The organism is Bacteroides sp. f07 (genome assembly GCF_042854785.1).
Taxonomy (GTDB): domain Bacteria; phylum Bacteroidota; class Bacteroidia; order Bacteroidales; family Bacteroidaceae; genus Bacteroides.
The window spans coordinates 423,963-443,189 of sequence record NZ_BAABXI010000002.1 but is presented as its reverse complement, the minus strand read 5'-3'; the positions used below and the strand labels follow the sequence as shown (position 1 = coordinate 443,189).

14 protein-coding genes are annotated in these 19,227 nt (G+C 45.0%); 2 read left to right on the top strand and 12 right to left on the bottom strand.

Features of this window, described 5'->3' with window-relative positions:
- Positions 1 to 4 precede the first annotated feature (4 nt).
- The 3 genes from ACGHVY_RS16785 to ACGHVY_RS16775 all read right to left on the bottom strand — a co-directional run bounded on the left by ACGHVY_RS16785 (position 5) and on the right by ACGHVY_RS16775 (position 4,556).
- Positions 5 to 1,456, bottom strand: coding sequence for a DUF5723 family protein (locus ACGHVY_RS16785; protein ID WP_308746407.1), 1,452 nt, complete (start codon positions 1,454 to 1,456; stop codon positions 5 to 7).
- 180 nt (positions 1,457 to 1,636) lie between these two features.
- A complete protein-coding gene (locus ACGHVY_RS16780; protein WP_308746408.1) occupies positions 1,637 to 2,239 on the bottom strand; it encodes a ribonuclease HII in 603 nt (200 codons plus the stop codon).
- Positions 2,240 to 2,351: 112 nt separating this feature from the next.
- Positions 2,352 to 4,556 (bottom strand): sodium-translocating pyrophosphatase, encoded by a 2,205-nt coding sequence (locus tag ACGHVY_RS16775; RefSeq protein WP_390600048.1) that lies wholly within the window; start codon positions 4,554 to 4,556, stop codon positions 2,352 to 2,354.
- 279 nt (positions 4,557 to 4,835) lie between these two features.
- Here ACGHVY_RS16775 and ACGHVY_RS16770 point away from each other — a divergent pair, with 279 nt between their 5' ends.
- Positions 4,836 to 7,025, top strand: coding sequence for an alpha-galactosidase (locus ACGHVY_RS16770; protein WP_390600045.1), 2,190 nt, complete (start codon positions 4,836 to 4,838; stop codon positions 7,023 to 7,025).
- Positions 7,026 to 7,254: 229 nt separating this feature from the next.
- Here the strand turns inward: ACGHVY_RS16770 and ACGHVY_RS16765 are convergent, their stop codons facing one another.
- The 8 genes from ACGHVY_RS16765 to rimP form a co-directional block, all read right to left on the bottom strand.
- Complete coding sequence (locus ACGHVY_RS16765; RefSeq protein ID WP_390600043.1) at positions 7,255 to 8,466, bottom strand: cysteine desulfurase; 1,212 nt, start codon at positions 8,464 to 8,466, stop codon at positions 7,255 to 7,257.
- A gap of 19 nt (positions 8,467 to 8,485) precedes the next feature.
- Complete coding sequence (sufD, locus tag ACGHVY_RS16760; RefSeq protein WP_390600041.1) at positions 8,486 to 9,829, bottom strand: Fe-S cluster assembly protein SufD; 1,344 nt, start codon at positions 9,827 to 9,829, stop codon at positions 8,486 to 8,488.
- An 89-nt stretch (positions 9,830 to 9,918) separates the two neighbouring features.
- On the bottom strand, positions 9,919 to 10,671 hold the full coding sequence (gene sufC / locus ACGHVY_RS16755; protein WP_024986010.1) for a Fe-S cluster assembly ATPase SufC: 753 nt from the start codon (positions 10,669 to 10,671) through the stop codon (positions 9,919 to 9,921).
- 109 nt (positions 10,672 to 10,780) lie between these two features.
- Positions 10,781 to 12,235, bottom strand: coding sequence for a Fe-S cluster assembly protein SufB (gene sufB / locus ACGHVY_RS16750; protein WP_308746413.1), 1,455 nt, complete (start codon positions 12,233 to 12,235; stop codon positions 10,781 to 10,783).
- A complete protein-coding gene (locus ACGHVY_RS16745) occupies positions 12,213 to 12,743 on the bottom strand; it encodes a CvpA family protein (protein WP_308746414.1) in 531 nt (176 codons plus the stop codon). The genes sufB and ACGHVY_RS16745 overlap by 23 nt, the downstream gene beginning before the upstream one ends.
- Positions 12,744 to 12,856: 113 nt before the next feature.
- A complete protein-coding gene (infB, locus tag ACGHVY_RS16740; protein WP_390600039.1) occupies positions 12,857 to 15,994 on the bottom strand; it encodes a translation initiation factor IF-2 in 3,138 nt (1,045 codons plus the stop codon).
- Between the two features lie 55 nt (positions 15,995 to 16,049).
- Positions 16,050 to 17,342 carry a transcription termination factor NusA gene (gene nusA, locus ACGHVY_RS16735; protein ID WP_390600037.1) on the bottom strand — a complete coding sequence of 431 codons (1,293 nt, stop codon included), beginning with the start codon at positions 17,340 to 17,342 and terminating at the stop codon, positions 16,050 to 16,052.
- A gap of 2 nt (positions 17,343 to 17,344) precedes the next feature.
- Positions 17,345 to 17,812, bottom strand: coding sequence for a ribosome assembly cofactor RimP (gene rimP, locus ACGHVY_RS16730; RefSeq protein ID WP_390600035.1), 468 nt, complete (start codon positions 17,810 to 17,812; stop codon positions 17,345 to 17,347).
- Between the two features lie 172 nt (positions 17,813 to 17,984).
- On the opposite strand from rimP, the gene ACGHVY_RS16725 reads away from it, so the two are divergent.
- A complete protein-coding gene (locus tag ACGHVY_RS16725) occupies positions 17,985 to 18,380 on the top strand; it encodes a hypothetical protein (protein WP_390600033.1) in 396 nt (131 codons plus the stop codon).
- Positions 18,381 to 18,419: 39 nt separating this feature from the next.
- Here the strand turns inward: ACGHVY_RS16725 and ACGHVY_RS16720 are convergent, their stop codons facing one another.
- Positions 18,420 to 19,121 carry a SprT family zinc-dependent metalloprotease gene (locus ACGHVY_RS16720; protein WP_390600031.1) on the bottom strand — a complete coding sequence of 234 codons (702 nt, stop codon included), beginning with the start codon at positions 19,119 to 19,121 and terminating at the stop codon, positions 18,420 to 18,422.
- Between the last annotated feature and the right edge of the window lie 106 nt (positions 19,122 to 19,227).

Genomic DNA, 19,227 nt, shown 5'->3' with positions numbered 1-19,227 from the left:
TATTTTATCCTTGTTTGCTTACTTTTCTTTTATTCAATGGGATAGAAACTCCCAAGAAAGCATTACAGCATTTTGTATTATTTCCAAAGAACATATAATCAGTTCCTACAAAAAGAGGACCTAACTTCAACGCCAAACCGACAGACTTACCTGCACTCTGAATCATAGAATAGCTTACAGCAAAATTGAAATAATTTTTCGGGCGGATATTAGCAGACAAAGTCAGTTCAGACATCGTTTTCGGTTTTGTAAAACGTGTTGTAGAAAGGGCACCTACTACCAACCAATTATTCAATAGAGCATATTCAGCACCAAACACCATCGTAGAATGCAACCAAGTCTTACGGGACTTTGCACCTGTTTCGTCCATTTCCATATGTAACATGTCATAGTTCAAGATTTCACCGCTAGACACAATATCCGCGAATTTCTCAATGTCACCTTCATTACGACTATCAAAAGAAAGGCCGTCAGTATTTGCTCTTGCCACACTTGTGCTCCCTTTAGACCAAGAAATAAAGCCTAAATCAAGCAGAGCAGCAGATACCGTCAAGTTATCCAACAGTTTATACGATGCCCCCAAGTCGATGGCAGCACCATAACCTGCGATTCCCATGTCACCTGTTTCAAAATCGAAATCATCAATATACCCCTCATCACCTTTGCGCAAATTCAATCCCTTGAAGGAACTCTCCAATGACGCTTCTACATCAATATTGGCAGTACCATGAATCTTGGCAATCTGTTCTGGAGTCAAATTACTCCAATCTGTATCCGCAGTTACACCACTAAATTCAGTGTTCACTCCAATACTCTTAACATCCAATTTCAAGTTACCAATACCCAATAAAGCTTTTAGCTTACCACCAACAGTTAATCGATCATTTATTTGGCGAGCATATCCTAGTCCAATTTCAGCATAAGAATTGATTTCCAAACTTTCTTTCCCAATCTGGCGGTCAAAATTGCTCCAATCAAGACTTTCAAAATCCACTCCATTCATTTCACGCATAAAAGAGAACATAGATTTAGGAATAGAAGCACCCATATCCATCCTTAATCCTACATTAAAAGACCAAAAGTTCCTTCCTTTATACCAACCAGCAGACAATATATCTGTATTTAAGTTTATATTTAACTGGTTGTCATCTTTCAGTCTTTTCATAAAATCATCACTCGTAAAGTAATCACTTCCTTCGCTATTATCTATAATATCCTTAATATCTTGATATCCAAAAGATTTAGAAGATGCTGAAACATTAAAAGAACCAATTACAGGAAGATTAAAGTATCCACGCCCCGGTGATAAAGCCGGATTTAGTTGTTGCCGATAATGAACACCTTCCATAAAATAAGAAGTACGTAAGAACTGTGCATTTGCAGAAAGAGCGCAAATCAACATGATAGAAAACACCCCAATAATTCTAAAAGAGCATAATAGCTTGTTTGTTGCCATGATTTTAAACTTTTTAATTCTTGTTACCGTTTGCAAATATATAGCATTTTAATAACAATTAAAAGCACTAAACAACACTTTTTCATCCTAAACAGGACAAAATCACGGTTATGTGTAACAAAATCGTGCTTATTCTGCAAAAAAATGTAGAAATTATAAGTTCGGAGAGAACAAATAGCCCTAGAATCCCAAAGAAAGTTGTCCGTCTCCCAACAGATTAAACGTTAAACGATGATAAGGAGTTGTCCCACGTTCGGCAATGGCAGCACGGTGTTTCTTAGTCGGGTAACCTTTATTATGATTCCAATCGTAAAACGGATATTCCTTGTGGAGACGGTTCATATAGTCGTCTCTATAAGTTTTGGCTAAAATAGATGCGGCTGCAATCGAAAGATATTTCCCATCTCCCTTTATTACTGTGGTATGAGGAATATCAGGATATTTATTAAAACGGTTTCCATCAATTAACAAATGCTGCGGACGGACAGCCAGTTGGTCGACAGCACGGTGCATAGCCAAGAAAGAAGCACGCAGGATATTTATCTCATCTATTTCTTCCGGTGAAACGACACCAACCGCCCAGGCTATTGCTTCCTTTTCTATTACCTCACGCAATGCGTAGCGTTGTTTTTCCGTCAATTGCTTAGAGTCATTCAACAACTCATTTTTAAAGTCTTTCGGAAGAATCACAGCAGCGGCATATACCGCACCTGCCAGACAGCCACGACCAGCCTCATCGCATCCTGCTTCAATCAGATTCTCATTTAAATAAGGTAATAGCATCTTTATTGTTTTTTATTCAGGTACAAATTATTTTTATTCAAGCACAAAGGTAAAGGAAATAAAAAAAGGAGACTCGTTTTCTGTCTCCTTTTTCTTGGTTATTCCTTACTTTTTAAAACAAACTCCAGGCAACAGTGAGCCCTGCCATCACAATGGCCACCATGCTCATCAGCTTTATCAGGATATTCAAGCTGGGGCCGGATGTATCTTTAAACGGGTCGCCTACCGTGTCACCGACTACGGTTGCTTTATGGACTTCGCTGCCTTTGCCGCCGAAATTGCCTTCTTCCACATATTTCTTTGCGTTATCCCATGCACCGCCGGCATTAGCCATGAAGATAGCCAATACGAAACCACTGCTCAGACCACCAATCAACAGACCGAGTACACCGGGAACGCCGAAGATGAGTCCTGTCAAGATAGGAGCAATAATAGCAATCAGAGAAGGGACAACCATTTCGCGTTGTGCCCCCTTTGTTGAGATTTCGACACAGCGTTCGTAATCCGGTTCCGCTTCTCCTGTCAGGATACCTTTTATTTCACGGAATTGGCGGCGCACTTCGTCCACCATATGCCCTGCAGCACGTCCTACCGCATTCATCGTCAAGCCACAGAACAGGAAAGCCATCATCGAACCTAGGAACATACCCGAAAGGACTTTCGGATTCATCAAGTTCACTTCATAATAGTTCATAAAGTCAATGAAAGTAGCATTTGCCACACTGATTGAATTTCCGTCCGGGAAAGTCAAGTCCACACTCCCGAGACGGGTCAATCCGATGCGTATTTCTTCAATATACGATGCCAACAAAGCCAGACCGGTCAATGCAGCAGATCCGATTGCAAAACCTTTTCCTGTCGCAGCAGTCGTATTTCCGAGAGAGTCGAGTGCATCAGTACGTTTGCGGACTTCCTCACCCAAGCCTGCCATTTCCGCATTACCGCCTGCATTATCGGCTATCGGACCGTAGGCATCCGTTGCCAATGTAATACCTAGTGTGGAAAGCATACCGACAGCAGCAATACCGATTCCATACAAGCCCATACCGACATTGTCGAAATCACCGCCGGAAGCCAACAAATAAGAAGCAATGATGCCCACGACCACGGCAATCACAGGAATAGCTGTAGAAAGCATACCCAGACCGATGCCGGAGATAATCACCGTGGCAGGGCCGGTCTTGCCGCTTTCACTCAGTTTCTGAGTGGGACGATAAGACTGGGAAGTATAATATTCCGTAGAACGTCCGATGACAATGCCGACTACCAGACCGACTACTACGGCACAAGAAATCAGCGCCCAGTTATCGAGTTGCAAAAGCCACAGTATAAGGAACGTAGCAATGACGATAAGCACAGAACTTAGGTTTGTACCGAATGCCAACGAGCCCAGCAAGTCTTTCATCTTCGCGTTCTCTTTGGTACGGACAGAAAATATACCTATAATAGAAAGGATAATGCCCACAGCCGCAATCAACATCGGAGCAATAACAGCTTTGAACTGCATCACTGTATCCGCAGAATGGATAAAGGCGGCAGCACCCAAGGCCGCCGTTGCCAGGATAGAACCACAGTAAGATTCATATAAATCGGCTCCCATACCGGCTACGTCACCTACGTTATCACCTACATTATCGGCAATAGTGGCAGGGTTGCGCGGGTCGTCTTCGGGGATTCCGGCTTCCACCTTACCCACCAGGTCGGCTCCGACATCGGCAGCCTTTGTATAGATACCACCACCGACACGGGCAAAAAGTGCCTGAGTAGAAGCTCCCATACCGAAAGTAAGCATTGTAGTGGTAATCACACAGAGTTTATGAGTAGGCGTGAGCGCATCGGCAGGAATCACTGCGTTCAGCAACAAGTACCAGAAAGAAATATCGAGCAAACCAAGACCGACTACAACAAGCCCCATCACCGCACCGCTTCGGAAAGCGATTCTCAATCCTGAGTTCAACGAGCTACGCGCTGCATTGGCGGTACGTGCCGATGCGTAAGTTGCCGTTTTCATCCCCAGAAAACCGGAAAGACCGGAGAAGAAACCACCTGTCAGGAAAGCGATGGGAACCCATGCATTCTGAACGTGAAAGCCATAAGCCATAATTGAGAACAAAATTACCAGTCCCAAGAATACCCAGCCTACAATCTTGTATTGCTGTCTCAGGTAAGACATAGCGCCTTTGCGCACGGCAGCGGCAATTTTTATCATTTGGGGAGTACCTTCACTCTCCTTCATCATTTGCTTATGAAAATAATAAGCAAAACAGAGGGCTAACACGGAAGCAACCGGAACCAGCCAGAAAAGAATGCTATCCATAGGATTAATTTTTAAAGGGTTTACGGTGGCTAAAATTATGAAAATCAAACGAAAAAAGCAAGTAAGAAAGAATATTTCTGATAGAATACCGCCCGTTTCCAAAGAGGAAGCAGAGCAATATGCCTGAAACAATATGAATGGGAATTATTTACGCCCATTTACCATAGAATTTAGCGCCAGTATTAAATTCGAACTCATACATTATAAATTATTCCTATCTTTGAGCATTTTTATGTCCGTAAACTAACTAATACCCTATTAATTATTACTCAAAACACCATGAAGAAACTATTTCTACTACTAATGGCCTTGTTTACAATGGCGCAAGTGAACGCCCAGGAAAGAAACGTTATCCACATCTCAACGGATAACACGGATTTAATCCTTCAAGTGGCTCCCAACGGACGGCTTTATCAGGCTTACCTGGGCGACAAATTACTGAACAAGCAGGATATCAATAATTTCTCTCCTTACGTAAAAGGCGGCAGCGACGGCAGCGTTTCTACACGAGGTTGGGAAGTATATCCGGGCTCCGGCGCCGAGGATTATTTTGAACCGGCAGTAGCTATCACCCATAGCGATGGTAATCCGAGTACGATTCTCCGCTATGTATCTTCGGAACAAAAAGCTGTGACAGGCGGAACGGAGACCATTATCAACCTCAAAGACGACCAGTATCCGGTAGAAGTAACGCTGCACTACATCGCTTATCCGAAAGAAAATGTCATCAAGACATGGAGCGAAATCAAACATAACGAAAAGAAGCCCGTCACTCTGTGGCGCTATGCTTCCACAATGCTTTATTTCTCCGATTCCGACTATTTCCTCACTGAATTCAGCAGCGACTGGGCAAAAGAAGCTCAAATGAGCAGCCAGCAGTTGCAGTTCGGCAAAAAGGTGATTGACACGAAGTTGGGCAGCCGTGCCGCCATGCACACACATCCGTTCTTTGAACTCGGATTGGGACAACCGGCACAGGAAATGCAAGGGCGCGTGATGCTGGGCACTATCGGATGGACAGGAAACTTCCAGTTTACTTTTGAAGTAGACAACGTCGGTAATCTTCGTGTTATCCCCGCCATCAATCCTTATGCATCCGATTATGAATTGAAAGCGAACGAAGTATTCACGACTCCCGAGTTTATGTTCACTTTCAGCAATAATGGTATAGGCGAAGCCAGCCGTAACCTTCACGCCTGGGCTCGCAACTACCAACTGAAAGACGGACAAGGCGACCGCCTTACCCTACTGAACAACTGGGAAAATACTTACTTCAAATTCAATGAAGAATTACTCTCCGAACTAATGAAGGAAGCCAAACACCTCGGCGTAGACATGTTCCTGCTCGACGACGGCTGGTTTGGGAACAAGCACCCTCGCAACAGCGACAACGCCGGACTGGGTGACTGGGAAGTGATGAAATCCAAACTGCCCGGCGGTATCCCTGCTCTTATAAATTCGGCCAAAGAAGCCGGAGTGAAATTCGGTATCTGGATTGAACCGGAAATGGTGAACCCGAAAAGCGAACTCTTCGAGAAACATCCCGACTGGGCTATCACCCTGCCGAACCGTGAAACTTATTACTACCGCAACCAATTGGTTCTCGACCTCAGCAACCCGAAAGTTCAGGACTTTGTTTTCAGTGTAGTAGACAATATCCTGACCGAGAACCCGGAAGTCGCCTATTTCAAATGGGACTGCAACTCACCTATCACCAATATCTACTCTCCTTACCTGAAAAACAAACAGGGACAGCTTTACATCGACCATGTACGCGGCATATACAATGTGCTGAAACGTGTAAAAGAGAAATACCCCAATACACCGATGATGCTTTGCTCCGGCGGCGGCGCGCGTTGCGACTACGAGGCCTTGAAATATTTCACTGAGTTCTGGTGCAGTGATAATACCGACCCGATAGAACGTCTGTTTATCCAATGGGGATTCTCACAAATCTTCCCCGCTAAAGCGATGTCCGCACACGTGACTAGCTGGAACAAGAAAACAAGCGTGAAATTCCGTACCGACGTAGCCAGTATGTGCAAACTTGGCTTCGACCTCGGACTGAAAGAACTGAATGCGGACGAACAGGTTTACTGCCAGGATGCAGTTGCCAACTGGACACGTCTGAAGAAAGTAATCCTTGACGGTGACCAATACAGGCTGGTTTCTCCTTATGACAGCAATCATATGTCGGTGATGTATGCCTCCCCGGATAAGAATAAAGCCGTTCTTTATACTTATGACATTCATCCGCGTTATGCCGAGAAACTGCTTCCTGTGAAACTTCAGGGATTGGATGCGAAGAAAATGTATAAGGTGAAAGAAATCAATCTGATGCCAAACAAGAAGTCGAGCCTGTCCGCCAACGAACAAACTTACTCCGGCGACTATCTGATGAAAGTGGGCATCCATGCTTTCACTACCAATCAGGCTTTCAGTCGTGTGATTGAGCTGACTGCGGAATAAAAAGAAACGAAAACAAAAAAATTGCAGCTATACCGTAACTTTTTACGATATAGCTGCCATTAATGTTAAAGAGAGAGAATTTATAATATAAGCATAGTCTCACGACCCTCCGAATATTCTTGTTTTTACCATTAGACGCTCGAAACTTCAAATCACTGCACTTGAAGGCTTCTTTTTTAGTTAAAGAATAAAAAAATCGCCATTTCTCACAGAAACAGCGATTTATATCTTAAAACATACGGCTGACGCGTTCGATTCCCGACACTAATGTGTCAACTTCTGCTTTCGTATTATACATGGCGAACGAAGCCCTGACTGTACCTTCAATGCCGAGCCTCTGCATCAAGGGCTGCGCACAATGATGTCCCGTACGGACGGCAATTCCCAAACGGTCAAGCAAAGTACCCAAGTCGAAATGATGGATATTACCTACCAGAAAAGAGATAACCGCTCCCCTATCGGCGGCTTCACCGAATATACGCATATCCGGTATTTCTTTCAGGCGTTGCAGGGCATAGGTGGTCAGCTCGTGTTCGTGCTTCGCAATCTGCTCCATACCGATACCGTTCACATAGTCGAGTGCTTTTGCCAGTCCGGTGGTTCCTATATAATCGGGCGTACCGGCTTCAAACTTGAAAGGCAGTTCGTTGAAAGTCGTTTTCTCAAAAGAGACGTGCTGAATCATCTCTCCGCCACCCTGATAAGGCGGCAGGCGATCCAACCACTCTTCTTTTCCATAAAGTACGCCGACACCGGTCGGTCCATATACCTTATGAGCTGAGAATACCAGAAAGTCGGCATCCAAATCCTGTACGTCCACTTTCATGTGAGGGATGGATTGGGCGGCATCTACCAGGAAAGGTACGCCGTGGGCGTGGGCTGTCGCAATCATTTCCTTCACAGGATTTACCGTACCCAAGACGTTGGAAACTTGGACTACGCTGACAATCTTCGTGCGTTCAGAGAAAAGTTTCTCATATTCGTCCAACAACAGTTCGCCTTTGTCGTTCATCGGAATCACTTTGATAGCGATACCTTTGCGGGCGGCCAGCAGTTGCCAGGGGACGATATTGCTGTGGTGCTCCATCACCGAGAGGATGACTTCATCGCCCTCTTCCATAAATTCATCACCAAAGCTGGAGACAAGCAGGTTGATGCTCTCCGTCGTTCCACGGGTAAATACGACTTCACTCGTGCTACCGGCATTGATAAACCGACGTACTGTCTCGCGGGAATCTTCATGCAGTTCCGTAGCCTGTTGGGAGAGATAATGTACGCCGCGATGCACATTGGCATTCACGGAATAATACTCGTCTACCAACGCATCGACTACCAGACGGGGTTTCTGCGTCGTCGCACCGTTGTCGAAATAAACCAGAGGCTTACCATAAACCGTACGGCTCAATATCGGAAAGTCCTCACGTATCTTTTGAATATCCATGTTTCTTAGTGATTAATCATCATTTACAGATTGCACAACCCTGACATCTGTTCAACTCGCCACGGAAACGCTTCTCCACCAACAGATGCAGGCGGTCTTTCAGTGCATCCATACGAATCGTATCAATGACTTCATTGACAAACGCAAACATAAGCAACAAACGGGCTTCTTTCTCTGCAATTCCTCGCGAACGCATATAAAACAATGCATTTTCATCCAACTGGCCTACGGTTGCTCCATGTGAACATTTCACATCATCGGCATAGATTTCCAACTGAGGTTGCGTGTACATACGGGCATCGCGCGTGGCACAGAGATTCCGGTTGGTCTGTTGGGAGTTTGTATGTTGCGCGTCAGGACGTACCAGTACCAGTCCGGCGAATGCGCCTACCGACTGGTCGTCGAGAACATATTTAAACAATTCGTTGCTGGTGCAATTCGGCACGGCATGGTCAATACTTGTATTGTTGTCAATATGCTGGTTCTTATCGGCAATTGCCATACCGCAAAGGTTTATTTCAGCACCTTCGCCTGCCAGCAATACTTCGGTGGTATTGCGGGTGGTACCATTGTGAAGAGTCATGCCATTCAGCAGAACATTGCTGTTGGCTTCCTGTTTCACATACAGGTTGCTGATGCGGACGGTACTTGTATGTGTTTCTTCCAACTCGTACATATCGAATACCGTATTTTCTCCGGCAAAAACTTCAATCACTTGCGTGGCAAGGAAATTCACATTGTCCATCGCATGGTCGCAAATCAGCAGACGGGCTTGTGCTCCGTCTTCCAGAATAATCAACACACGGCGGTTTACCATAAAGTTAACGTCCGCACGCAGGATATTCACTAATTGAACGGGCTTTTCCACGACTACATTCTTCGGCACATAAAAGATAACCCCGTCTTGTGCAAAAGTCGTATTGAAAGCGGTTACGCCATCCTTGGACGTATCCGCCAGTTTGCCGTAATACTTCTTCACGAGTTCCGGATGCTGTTCGGCTACCTCTTTCAAGCTGCCGAAAATAACGCCTTCCGGCAAATGAGTTTTAGGAAGCGCTTTATTATAAAATGCATCGTTGACCACGAAATAAAGAGCGGTACTCATATTCGGGACGTCACACTTAAACACTTCATACGGGTTGACCGGAATAGGCAGACGGTTCAGATTCAAGCCGAAATCCGGCTCGAAATACTTGCTCACATCCGTATATTTGTACTTTTCCATCTTACGTGTCGGAAACCCTATTCGCTCAAAATCAGCAAAGGCAGCAGCACGAGGGGCATTCAGCGCTTCGGCGCTATGCTTGCAAATCATGGCTTCCGTCTGTGAGAAAAGTTCTATATATTGCTGTTCAACTATCATAGTTTACATTTTTTATCTTCAGGCACAGATTACACAGATTTCATGGTTTAAAAACACATAAGCGAAAACGATGTAATCCGTACCTAATATTATTCTCCTACTTCTTTCTTAATCCAATCATATCCCTTTTCTTCCAGTTCCAGAGCAAGTTCCGGACCGGCAGTTTTCACGATACGACCTTTATAAAGTACATGTACAATATCTGGTTTGATATAGTCGAGCAGACGTTGGTAGTGAGTGATGACAATCGTGCTTGTATCGGGAGTCTTCAACTTATTCACCCCTTCCGCCACGATACGGAGCGCATCAATATCCAGCCCGGAGTCTGTTTCGTCAAGAATACTCAGGCGCGGCTCAAGCATTGCCATCTGGAAAATCTCGTTCCGTTTCTTTTCACCACCGGAGAAACCTTCGTTCACCGAACGGTTAGCCAGTTTGTTGTCCAGTTCAACAACCGCACGTTTCTCACGCATCAGTTTCAGAAACTCACTGGCAGTCAGTGCGGGCAGACCTTTATATTTGCGTTGCTCGTTCACGGCAGCACGCATAAAGTTCACCATGCTTACTCCCGGAATTTCCACCGGATACTGGAAACTAAGGAAAATACCTTCGTGGCTACGGTCTTCGGGACTTAGTTCCAAGAGATTCTTCCCATAAAAAGTGACTGAACCTTTCGTTACCTCAAAAGCAGGATTACCTACCAGGACAGAAGAAAGTGTACTCTTACCGGAGCCGTTCGGTCCCATGATTGCGTGTACTTCGCCCGGCTTCACCGTCAGGTTGATACCTTTCAATATCTCTTTGCCATTAATGCTGGCATGCAGGTCTTTTATTTCTAACATGATTATATTTACTATTTATCCATTTACTATATAAAAACCTATACTACCGACAATTTACCTCCAATAAGCGCGCAGCCAAATAGTAAACCGTAAATTGCCAAATAGTAAATTACCCCACACTTCCTTCCAACGAAATGGCAAGCAACTTCTGTGCTTCTACTGCAAATTCCATCGGAAGCTTATTCAATACTTCTTTCGCATATCCGTTCACAATCAGTCCGATAGCATCTTCCGTGGGAATACCGCGCTGATTGCAATAGAATATCTGGTCTTCACTAATCTTGCTTGTCGTAGCTTCATGCTCCACTACCGCCGTCTCGTTGTGAACGTCCATATAGGGGAAGGTATGCGCACCACACTTGTCTCCCAGCAACAGAGAGTCACACTGGCTGTAATTGCGGGCATTATCCGCTTTCTCCGCCACACGTACCAGTCCGCGATAAGAGTTTTCGCTATGTCCGGCGGAGATACCCTTACTCACAATCGTACTGCGGGTATTCTTGCCCAAGTGAATCATCTTCGTGCCGGTATCTGCCTGCTGATAGTTGTTCGTCACTGCTACGGAATAGAATTCGGCCGTCGAGTTGTCTCCTGTCAGGATACAGGAAGGATATTTCCAGGTAATCGCCGAACCGGTTTCCACCTGCGTCCAGGACAGTTTGCTGTCCACCCCTTTACAGTTGCCGCGCTTTGTCACAAAGTTATAGACACCACCCTTACCCTCGGCATCTCCCGGATACCAGTTCTGAACAGTACTGTATTTCACTTCGGCACGGTCGTGTACAATGATTTCCACAATAGCGGCATGCAATTGATTTTCATCACGCATCGGGGCCGTACAGCCTTCCAGATAAGAAACATAAGAATCATCATCCGCCACAATCAACGTACGTTCAAACTGTCCCGTATTGCGGGCGTTGATACGGAAATACGTAGAAAGCTCCATCGGACAGCGCACACCTTTCGGAATATATACGAAAGAACCGTCCGAGAACACAGCAGAGTTCAATGCAGCAAAGAAATTGTCACGGTAACCCACTACCGAACCCATGTATTTCTTCACCAAATCAGGATGCTCCCGCACTGCTTCGCTGAACGAGCAGAAAATAATCCCTTTCTCCATCAGCGTCTCCTTGAAAGTGGTCTTTACGGAAACGGAGTCCATCACGGCATCCACCGCCATTCCGCTAAGGGCCATCTGCTCTTCCAAGGGGATTCCCAGCTTATTAAATGTTTTTATCAGCTCAGGGTCTACTTCTTCCATACTCTTCGGACCTTCCTTTTTCTTTGTCGGGTCGGCATAGTAAGAGATAGCCTGATAATCAATCTCAGGAATACGGAGATGTGCCCAGGCAGGCATCTCCAGCGTCAGCCAATGGCGGTACGCTTTCAGGCGGAACTCCAGCAGCCACTCCGGTTCGTCCTTTTTCGATGAAATCAAACGAATCACATCCTCATTGAGTCCACGCTCAATGATGTCTGTATGCACCTCCGTAGTGAAGCCGTATTTGTACTTCTCCTGCGTCAGTTCCTTTACATATTTATTGGGTTCTTCTTGTTGCATCTTTATTCTCTAATATATATTGTTGCGTCATATTCTTTGCGGCAGGGAAAAATATCCCCGCAAACGTTTCCATCGGATAATATAACAAAGACTCCTCCTTTTTTGTTGCACTAATTAACTTATTATCGCCATCTATGAACTCTATCGCACCTATCACTACACTTGTTAACAGCAGGAATTTAAGTGCTCCGAGTCCGCTTCCCAGCCAGCGGTTCAGCCAGTCCAGCGAAATTGCTTTCATAGCCCTCGTCAACAACGAAGCAACCAGTACAAAAATCAACGGAACAGCAATCCAAATCATAATAAAAGCCAGCACCTGCGCAACCGTCATCGAATCGGTCACTGTCGGGCAAAGTTTCTCCGCCAAAGAAGCGTACAAAGCTTTTGCCGCCATCAGTCCGACTATCAATCCCAAAATAGAAGCCAACTGGCGAATGAAGCCTTTTATAAAGCCCACTATCGCCCCTGCACCTACTATAATAAGGATTACTATGTCAATCGTTGCCATATTGTTCTGCTCTATTATATAATTCAGGCACGGATTTCACGGACTACACGGATTTATTAAAGAACCGTGAAATCCGCGTAACCCGTGCCTGATATAGATTCAGTACTGCTTTATTACAGTGTCTGTTTCACTTCAATTTCTTCGAATGTCTCAATCATGTCGCCTACCTTCATGTCGTTGCAGTTCACCAGACTGATACCGCATTCGAAGTTCGTACCTACTTCCTTCACATCATCCTTGAAACGTTTCAACGCATTGATGTTTCCGGTAAAGATAACGATACCATCGCGAATCAAACGAGCCTTGTCGCTGCGTTTCACCTTTCCAGTCTTCACCATTGCACCGGCCACAAGCCCCACTTTCGTGATGTTGAACACCTCGCGGATTTCGATTGTCGCAGTAATCTGCTCCTTCACTTCCGGTGCCAACATACCTTCCATAGCAGCCTTCACCTCTTCAATTGCATCGTAGATGACAGAGTACTTACGGATATCAACACCTTCCTGATCCGCCATCTTGCCGGCAGCTCCCGAAGGACGTACCTGGAATCCGACGATAATCGCATCCGAAGCGGCAGCCAGAGAAACATCCGATTCGGAAATTGCTCCTACACCCTTATGGATAACATTTACCTGGATCTGTTCTGTAGACAACTTAATCAACGAGTCGCTCAATGCTTCGACAGAACCGTCCACGTCACCCTTGACGATGATGTTCAATTCCTGGAAGTTACCCAAAGCGATACGACGGCCCAACTCATCCAGAGTAAGGATTTTCTGCGTACGCAAGCCTTGTTCACGAGCCAACTGTTCACGTTTATTGGTGATTTCACGAGCTTCCTGGTCACTTTCTACTACGTGGAATGTGTCACCGGCAGCAGGAGCGCCGTTCAATCCCAAAATCAATGCCGGTTCGGAAGGACCTGCTTCCTTGATGCGCTGGTTACGTTCGTTGAACATAGCCTTCACACGTCCGTAGCTTGTTCCCGCCAAAACGATGTCTCCTACCTTCAAAGTACCGTTGGATACCAGCACGGTCGCCACATATCCACGTCCCTTGTCCAGTGAAGATTCGATGATGGAACCCGAAGCGTTACGGTTCGGGTTTGCCTTCAAGTCGAGCATTTCAGCTTCCAGCAATACCTTCTCCAACAGATCTTCTACCCCCATACCTTTCTTGGCTGAGATATCTTGTGACTGATACTTACCACCCCATTCTTCAACAAGGTAATTCATAGCAGCCAGTTCTTCTTTAATCTTATCCGGATTTGCAGTCGGCTTATCCACCTTATTGATAGCGAATACAATAGGCACGCCTGCTGCCATCGCATGGTTGATCGCCTCCTTCGTCTGCGGCATCACGTTATCATCGGCAGCCACAATAATGATGGCGATGTCCGTCACTTTCGCACCACGGGCACGCATGGCGGTAAACGCCTCATGACCCGGTGTATCGAGGAATGTGATACGGCGTCCGTCTTCCAACTTCACGTTGTATGCACCGATATGCTGTGTAATACCTCCGGCTTCACCGGCAATTACATTCGCTTTACGGATATAATCGAGCAAGGATGTCTTACCGTGGTCAACGTGTCCCATCACCGTAACAATCGGAGCACGCGGCTGCAAGTCTTCCGGAGCGTCTTCTTCTTCGACGATGGCCTGCGCCACTTCCGCACTTACATATTCGGTCTTGAATCCGAATTCTTCGGCCACCAGATTGATGGTTTCCGCGTCCAGACGCTGGTTGATAGACACCATGATACCGATGCTCATACAAGTAGCAATAACCTGATTGACAGAAATATCCATCATCGTAGCCAGCTCATTAGCCGTTACGAATTCGGTCAGCTTCAATACCTTGCTGTCTGCCATTTCCTGATCTTCCAGTTCCTGCATACGGTTGGAGACCATTTCACGTTTTTCCTTACGATATTTGGAAGCCTTATTCTTGCCTTTGGTAGTCAGACGGGCCAAAGTTTCTTTTACCTGCTTGGCTACGTCTTCCTCGCTTACCTCCTGTTTGATAACCGGTTTCTTGAAACGATCCTTATTGTTGTTATTTCTACGGTTATTATTGTTTCCCTGGTTGTTTCCACCACCATTGTTTCCGCCATTACCGCCTTTTCCTTGTACATTCGGTCTCGGAGCAGCAAAGTTGGAAGTTGCCACGTTGTTCACGTCCACCTTCTCCTTGTTGATACGATTCCGCTTTTTCTTATTGGCAGCATCAGCGCTATCTTTCGCACCGTTCTTCTGCTGTTTAGAGTCATCTTTGCGGATTTCCTTGATGATAGCTTCCTTCATCAACTTTTTCTGATCCTGACGGATTTTCTCTTTCTCTTCCCGTTCGCGGCGTTTCTCTTCCTTCGATTTCTTCTTGGGACGGGTGGACTGGTTCAATGCAGCCAAGTCAATCTGACCGATTACATTAATCTTCGCACCCAATTCCGGTTGACGGATCTTGAATACTTCATCGTCCTTAGACGCCACCTTTTCTGCCGGTACTTCCGGGGTTACTTCCGCCGGTGCTGCTTTTACAGGTCTTTCCACTCTGTTATGTTCCTCCGCCTTCACAGGTGCAGCTTCTACCTTCGGCTCTTCTTTAATCACTACTTCCACTACTTTTTCAACTTCTGCCGGTTTCTTTTCTACTGCAGGTTCCGGTTGTTTCACAGGTTCCGGTCTTACAGACTCCGGTTGTTTCACAGACTCAGGCTGTTTCACAGGTTCGGCTTGTTTCACTTCTACAACCGATTCGGGCTGAACAGATGCCGTCACCTCTTCTACCTTCACTTCCGGTTCTTTCTTTACTTCCGGTTTAACAACGGGACGCTCTACAACAGTCTCTTTCTTCTGTTCCGGTTCTTTTTCGACCTTTTCAGTCTTCCGACCGCTCAAGTTATTTAAATCAATTTTCCCGACAGGTTTAAACTTCGGACGTGCATCCTCAGGTACGACTGTCTTGATCACATCTTCCGACTTCGGTTTTTCAGGCTGCTTTTCGAAGCCCTCAATCGATACCGATGCCTTGTTACGTTCCTTATTCTGACGTTCCTGAATGAAACGCTCCGATTCAAGTCTAAGGTTCTTATCTGTACTAAACTCTTTTACGAGTATCGCGTACTGCTCCTCGCTAATTTTTGTATTAGGATTAGCCTCAACGGTATACCCTTTCTTTTGCAGGAACTCAACAACCGTCGCGATTCCTACATTCAAATCTCTTGTAACTTTGTTTAACCTTATCGTCATATTTTAAATTTAATGAATAAATGGAGCGAAGAAAAAAATCAATCGTAATCAGCAATTACTCTTGTCCTTGTTCCGGTTCTTCTTCCGGTTCTTCTTCTTCAAACTCCGATTTCAAAATGCGTATTACCTCGTCCACTGTCTCTTCTTCCAGGTCTGTTTTTTCAATCAACATCTCACGAGGAGCATTCAACACAGCCTTCGCCGTATCGATGCCGATAGCCTTGATTGCATCAATCACCCATCCGTCGATTTCGTCTCTGAACTCGTCAAGATAGATATCCTCATCAGCAACATTCTCATCCAACTCACGGAACACGTCGATAGTGTACTCAGTTAACATACTGGCCAGCTTGATATTCAAACCGCCTTTACCGATAGCCAGCGATACTTCTTCCGGTTTGAGGAACACCTCAGCTTTTTTCTCTTCCTCATTCAGACGGATAGAAGAAATTTTTGCCGGGCTCAAAGCGCGCTGTATAAACAATGAGATATTCGATGTGTAATTGATTACGTCGATATTCTCATTGCGAAGTTCACGAACGATGCCATGAATACGACTTCCCTTTACACCTACACAGGCTCCTACGGGGTCGATTCTGTCATCATAAGATTCTACCGCAATCTTGGCGCGTTCACCGGGGATGCGGGCAATCTTCTTGATGGTAATCAAGCCATCATTGATTTCGGGCACTTCCATCTCAAACAGACGTTGCAGGAAAACGGGAGAAGTACGTGACAAGATAATCTTGGGATTATTGTTCTTGTTGTCCACGCGGGCAACTACTGCACGGGCCGTTTCACCTTTGCGGTAGAAATCGCTCGGGATTTGTTCGGTCTTAGGCAACAGCAGTTCGTTTCCTTCATCGTCGAGAAGCAACATTTCCTTTTTCCAGATTTGATAAACTTCCGCATTGATGATTGTACCTACCTTATCTATATATTTATTATAAATACTGTCTTTTTCTAGTTCCAGAATCTTGGAAGCCAGTGTCTGGCGGAGATTCAAGATAGCGCGACGACCGAATTTGGCAAAGATTACTTCGTCAGTCACCTCTTCGCCCTCTTCGTAAGAAGCATCGATTTTCTGTGCTTCGCTCAACGAAATCTGCATATTCGGGTTCGTCAAGTCTTCGTCGGCCACAACTTCACGGTTACGCCATATCTCGAAGTCACCCTTGTCCGGGTTCACGATTACGTCGTAATTCTCATCGGTGCCAAACATTTTCGCGATAACGCTACGGAACGACTCTTCGAGTACGCTGACCATTGTCGTTCTATCGATATTCTTCAGTTCCTTAAATTCCGAAAATGTATCAATCAAGCTGATTGTTTCTTCTTTTTTGGCCATAACTATTTAAAGCTAATTAAGTATTTAGTATATTTTATTTGCTCATAAGTGAAGGTTTCGTCCTCTTCTACCAGCTTCGGACGCTTGGAACCTTCCAATTTTACTTTCTTTTGTACAGATACTGTAAACTTCTCTTCATCGGCATCTTTCAGGATACCCGACAATTTCTGTCCGCCTTTGGTCATCACTTCCACTTCTTGCCCGATGTGGATGTAATACTGTTGCAGCACTTTAAAGGGCTGTCCGATACCGGCCGAACCCACTTCCAGTTCATAATCTTCCTCTTCCCGGTTCAGTTTCGACTCTATGTAGCGGCTAAGCTCCACGCAATCTTCAATCCAAACGCCTTCTGCATGGTCGATTTCGACCACAATCTTGTCATCCGGGCTCACGGTTACTTCTACTAAAAAGTAGTCTTTTCCTTCCAGCCACTCTTCTACAATCTGACAAACAGTTTTCTTTTCTATCATTTATTAACTATATAAGAACAAAAAAAGGAGCTTAATTGCCCCTCCACCTTTCATCCGTTTCCGGTTGCAAAGATATAAATAATCTGTTCGACTACAAAACATTAAAGAAAAAAAGTATGAATTAACAATCTTATCTTCGTATCTTTACACCGCAATTAAAAAAACAGGCACTATGGCACATCGTCTCAACACCAATAAACAGTTCATGGTAGGCAACGGAATCCTTGCTTTCGCAGTTATATTCGTAGTGGTTATTTTTGTCTACATGAGTATGCGTCTGCAACGGGAGAAACAGGAAGAACGGCATTTTATCGAAACTTACACTATCAGTCTGGTAAAAGGATTCGCCGGAGATTCTGTCTCTTTGTTTGTTAATGACAGTCTTATAGTTAATAAAGTTATGCAGGAAGAGCCTTATACTGTGGAAGTAGGTCGTTTTGCCGAACAAAGCGCATTGTTGATTGTGGATAATAAAACTGAATTGGTATCCACTTTCGACCTCAGCGAAAAAGGCGGAACGTATCAATTCGAGAAAGAGGCGGACGGGATTAAGCAACTGGCGAAGTAACAGACAAAGTCCGGCAGCATCAGTCACTCCTTATATTTCTTATATTTCCGTACGATACTTCTTCAGTTCTCCCCGCAAAGCGAGCGCTTTCCCTTCTGTAAATTGGTTCAACAGAGCCCAGAAGCGTTCGCTATGATTCATTTCACGGGTATGACATAATTCGTGCAAAAGTACATAGTCAATCAAATGAGAAGGGAGCAGGACGAGATAATAAGATAAATTTATATCCTTCTTTGCCGAGCAACTCCCCCATCTCCCCTGACTGGAATTTATTTTCACATTAGCGTAAGATAATCCATTTTGCTTCGACAAACGCTCTAAACGAGGTGGAAGAATGCTCTTTGCATTCCGTCTCAACGACTCTTCAATGACTTTACGCAACCAGTTCTGCAAATTCTCATCGGCAAAGTCAGCATCAGGCGGACAGATGATTTGCATAAAGCCCAATCTGGAGTTAGCCAGAAATTGGTCTTTCTCCCCAGATACTAAAGATAATTTAAAATATTCCGCATCAATCTTATAATTCAAATCAATCAATGGACGGCTCAATCGTTGACGGGCAGCCAGCAATTTACCACGTAGATTCTCAATAGCTTGTTTTACTTCTTTCATCGTTGTCCCGGATGGAACCGAAACATATACGGCATCACTCTTGGTACGAAAGACAAGACTTTTAGCACGCAGATTAACACGCACCACTAATCGTCCCAATTCCTCATCTTCTATGATTGCTTCCTTCATCTTAAATATCCTAACTATCACCACAAAAGTAATAAAAAAGAAGATTGCACCTAGAAATTCTTATCCAAGATGCAACTTTTAAAAAACACCAACCGTCTAACCCATA

What these genes read in the sequence shown, in the direction of transcription:
- infB (WP_390600039.1), bottom strand. Translation starts at nt 15,994, where the DNA reads ATGACGATAAGGTTAAACAAAGTTACAAGAGATTTGAATGTAGGAATC.
- rimP (WP_390600035.1), bottom strand. Translation starts at nt 17,812, where the DNA reads ATGATAGAAAAGAAAACTGTTTGTCAGATTGTAGAAGAGTGGCTGGAA.
- sufC (WP_024986010.1), bottom strand. Translation starts at nt 10,671, where the DNA reads ATGTTAGAAATAAAAGACCTGCATGCCAGCATTAATGGCAAAGAGATA.
- sufB (WP_308746413.1), bottom strand. Translation starts at nt 12,235, where the DNA reads ATGCAACAAGAAGAACCCAATAAATATGTAAAGGAACTGACGCAGGAG.
- ACGHVY_RS16725 (WP_390600033.1), top strand. Translation starts at nt 17,985, where the DNA reads ATGGCACATCGTCTCAACACCAATAAACAGTTCATGGTAGGCAACGGA.
- nusA (WP_390600037.1), bottom strand. Translation starts at nt 17,342, where the DNA reads ATGGCCAAAAAAGAAGAAACAATCAGCTTGATTGATACATTTTCGGAA.
- ACGHVY_RS16775 (WP_390600048.1), bottom strand. Translation starts at nt 4,556, where the DNA reads ATGGATAGCATTCTTTTCTGGCTGGTTCCGGTTGCTTCCGTGTTAGCC.
- ACGHVY_RS16765 (WP_390600043.1), bottom strand. Translation starts at nt 8,466, where the DNA reads ATGGATATTCAAAAGATACGTGAGGACTTTCCGATATTGAGCCGTACG.
- ACGHVY_RS16745 (WP_308746414.1), bottom strand. Translation starts at nt 12,743, where the DNA reads ATGGCAACGATTGACATAGTAATCCTTATTATAGTAGGTGCAGGGGCG.
- ACGHVY_RS16720 (WP_390600031.1), bottom strand. Translation starts at nt 19,121, where the DNA reads ATGAAGGAAGCAATCATAGAAGATGAGGAATTGGGACGATTAGTGGTG.
- sufD (WP_390600041.1), bottom strand. Translation starts at nt 9,829, where the DNA reads ATGATAGTTGAACAGCAATATATAGAACTTTTCTCACAGACGGAAGCC.
- ACGHVY_RS16785 (WP_308746407.1), bottom strand. Translation starts at nt 1,456, where the DNA reads ATGGCAACAAACAAGCTATTATGCTCTTTTAGAATTATTGGGGTGTTT.
- ACGHVY_RS16770 (WP_390600045.1), top strand. Translation starts at nt 4,836, where the DNA reads ATGAAGAAACTATTTCTACTACTAATGGCCTTGTTTACAATGGCGCAA.
- ACGHVY_RS16780 (WP_308746408.1), bottom strand. Translation starts at nt 2,239, where the DNA reads ATGCTATTACCTTATTTAAATGAGAATCTGATTGAAGCAGGATGCGAT.